General features: G+C 49.3%; 4 protein-coding genes and 1 pseudogene. 4 read left to right on the top strand and 1 reads right to left on the bottom strand.

From position 1 onward, the window contains the following. On the bottom strand, positions 1-147 hold a 147-nt coding region (locus PX484_RS21775), incomplete at its 3' end, for a DUF3067 family protein (RefSeq protein WP_288105461.1). Between the two features lie 176 nt (positions 148-323). Between PX484_RS21775 and efp the strand changes: the two genes are divergently transcribed. The 4 genes and pseudogenes from efp to PX484_RS21755 form a co-directional block, all read left to right on the top strand. Then, positions 324-881, top strand: coding sequence for an elongation factor P (gene efp, locus PX484_RS21770; RefSeq protein WP_002750882.1), 558 nt, complete (start codon positions 324-326; stop codon positions 879-881). Positions 882-1047: 166 nt separating this feature from the next. Continuing rightward, on the top strand, positions 1048-1542 hold the full coding sequence (gene accB, locus PX484_RS21765) for an acetyl-CoA carboxylase biotin carboxyl carrier protein (RefSeq protein ID WP_287768106.1): 495 nt from the start codon (positions 1048-1050) through the stop codon (positions 1540-1542). Between the two features lie 5 nt (positions 1543-1547). Further along, a complete protein-coding gene (locus PX484_RS21760; RefSeq protein WP_159296305.1) occupies positions 1548-2534 on the top strand; it encodes a zinc-dependent alcohol dehydrogenase family protein in 987 nt (328 codons plus the stop codon). 139 nt (positions 2535-2673) lie between these two features. Continuing rightward, positions 2674-2911, top strand: a pseudogene (locus tag PX484_RS21755) (ATP-dependent Clp protease proteolytic subunit); the annotation flags it as partial.

Raw genomic sequence — 2911 nt, 5'->3', positions numbered from 1 at the left:
TTCAGACTCGGAGAGGGGAAAAGAAGCTTGTTCGAGATATTTCCACATTACCTGGACATGAACCTTATCTTTGATGCGTCGTAGCTGGATATCGTAGGAACGACCCCATTTTTCTAGTAATAATTGCTGTAAGTCCACACCTGTCATGGTTGATATCGCTTCTCAGATGTCAGTCAGTCAATTAATTCTAACTTACTTTTAGCTGCTGCCCCTAGGTTAGTCCACCTCGCTTCGATTCAGACAAATTCGCGTAAAAAAGTTTTTTTCGGTACGGCGAGTATGTAAAATGGAATGTTGATCTTTCTTGGCCTAAACAGCATTTCATGATTTCGAGTAACGACTTTCGGAGCGGCACAACCATCCAGATCGATGGCTCTGTCTGGCGGGTGGTGGAATTCCTGCACGTCAAACCGGGTAAGGGATCGGCCTTCGTGCGAACCAAGTTAAAAAATGTCCAGACCGGCAACGTGGTAGAACGGACGTTCCGGGCGGGGGAAACCTTGCCCTCAGCCACGATCGAAAAGCGCACCATGCAGCACACCTACAAAGAAGGCGATCAGTTTGTCTTCATGGACATGGAGACTTTTGAGGAAGCAACTCTCACCCCGGTACAAATGGGCGAGAGAGCCAAGTATCTGAAAGAAGGAATGGAAGTTAATATTCTCTTTTGGAATGAGCAAGTGTTAGATGTGGAATTGCCCACCTCGGTAATCTTGGAAATCACCGATACAGATCCGGGAGTCAAGGGAGATACGGCCACCGGTGGCACCAAACCGGCGATCGTAGAAACGGGAGCGCAGGTGATGGTTCCCCTGTTTATTTCCATCGGTGAAAGGATTAAAGTGGATACCAGGGATGGTTCCTATCTGGGACGGGAATAATTGTGATGAGAAGCCCAGAAATGAGGGCTTAGGGACGGGTTTAGGACTAAAGCCAGTGTTTCTGAGCCTGTTTACCAAAACTTAGCCGCTAGATGGGAAAAATCGACGGTTTGGTGGGTGCGAATTTGGATTTGTTGCTTTTTATTTGCGGGGGGATTTCAGAGCGGTGACTATTGATTACAACGAAATTCGAGAACTGATCAAAACACTGGCAGCAACGGATATCAGTGAATTTAGCCTGAAAAGTACGGATTTGGAGCTAAATATCCGTAAAGGAACCGTTAATGCTGCCCTTAGTCATCTCCCCGCTCCCTTGCCGGTGGTGACGGCCCCGGTCGCCCCTCCCGTGGTAGCCGCCAGTCCCACTCCGGCCCCGGAAACCCCCACTGCCGAACCCGCGGCCGCCGCTATTGATAAAAAATGGCTGGCGATTACCTCTCCCATGGTCGGCACTTTTTATCGCGCTCCCGCTCCCGATGAACCGTCTTTCGTGGAAAAAAACGATCGAGTCCGGGTCGGACAAACGGTCTGTATCATCGAAGCGATGAAGTTGATGAACGAAATCGAAGCGGAGGTGGCCGGGCAAATCGTCGAAATCGCCGTCGCTAACGGTGAACCGGTAGAATTTGGCCAGACGTTAATGTGGGTTAATCCCGAATAGATAGAATGAAAGCTATCCTCATGACCGCCGTGGATGTGCTGCAACTTCAGCAAGTCCCCACCCCGAAAATTAGTCAACCGCATCAGGTTTTAGTAGCATTAAAAGCCGCTGGTGTCAACCCTATTGATACAAAAATTCGTAAACGCGGCACTTTTTACCCCGAGCAAATGCCAGCCATTTTGGGCTGTGACGGGGCGGGAATTGTCGAGGCCGTTGGGGCGGCGGTGCAGGATTTTCGCCCCGGGGATGAAGTGTACTTTTGTAGCGGCGGACTGGGCAGGGCCGGGACGGGAAATTATGCTGAATATGCCCTAATCGAGGCGGATTATCTAGCCCACAAGCCGAAATCTCTTTCTTTTGCCGAGGCGGCCGCTGTACCTTTGGTTTTAATCACCGCTTGGGAAGCACTCTACGATCGCGCTCGTCTTCAGTCGGGACAAAGCGTCCTTATCCATGGCGGGGCCGGGGGTGTTGGTCATGTCGCGATTCAATTGGCGAAACTGAAAGGGGCTAAAGTTTATACGACGGTGGGAAATAGCGATAAAGAGCGTTTAGTGCGGCAATTAGGGGCAGATTACCCGATTTTATACAAACAAACCGATTTTGTCGCGGCGATACTTCAAGAAACCGCAGGGAAAGGGGTAGATATCGCTTTTGATACGGTGGGAGGGGAAACTTTTAGGCAAACTTGCCGAGCGGTGCGAGTGTACGGCGATATGGTGACGATTTTGGAACCTACGGGCAGCTGGAAGGAAGCCCGCGATCGCAATTTGCGGATTAGTTTAGAATTAATGTTAACCCCGGCTTTGATGGGACTGCCAGAAGCGCAAAAATATCAAACAGAAATTCTCAGACAAGGGGCGCGTTTAATTGACGAGAAAAAGTTAACCATTCATCTCTCCCAAACCTTCCCTTTAGCGGCAGCTATCAGCGCCCATCAACTCCTAGAAACTGGTTCGGTGACGGGGAAAATAGCCCTAATTATTGACTAGAAATCTGCTTGTTACTACTGGTGAACAGCAGAAGTTGTTAAAGCAGGGAGAAGGCAAACCACCGCTACACTTTTGCCGATCGGTCAACCTGATTACGTTAAAATCAAAAGCAGGATACTGTGTATGACGGAAAAACTCGATGAACTCAGTGATTAAAGCGGTACAAACTGCCTATTATGGGGATGCAGCCTATCGGACACCACCACCAGACTTAGAATCTCTCCTGCTCAAAGAGAGAATTGTCTATCTGGGGTTGCCCTTATTTTCCTCCGATGATGTCAAGCGCAATGTCGGGGTGGACGTGACGGAATTAATTATCGCCCAACTGCTCTACCTGCAATTTGACGATCCCGAAAAACCGATTTTCTTCTATATCA

It is taken from the genome of Microcystis sp. M49636_WE2 (assembly GCF_030065375.1).
GTDB classification, from domain to species: Bacteria; Cyanobacteriota; Cyanobacteriia; order Cyanobacteriales; family Microcystaceae; genus Microcystis; species Microcystis aeruginosa_C.
Note: the sequence above shows the minus strand (reverse complement) of the source record. Positions and strands in the feature narration are given on the sequence as shown.

Coding starts and splice junctions, on each gene's coding strand:
- efp (WP_002750882.1), top strand. CDS start 324: ATGATTTCGAGTAACGACTTTCGGAGCGGCACAACCATCCAGATCGAT.
- PX484_RS21760 (WP_159296305.1), top strand. CDS start 1,548: ATGAAAGCTATCCTCATGACCGCCGTGGATGTGCTGCAACTTCAGCAA.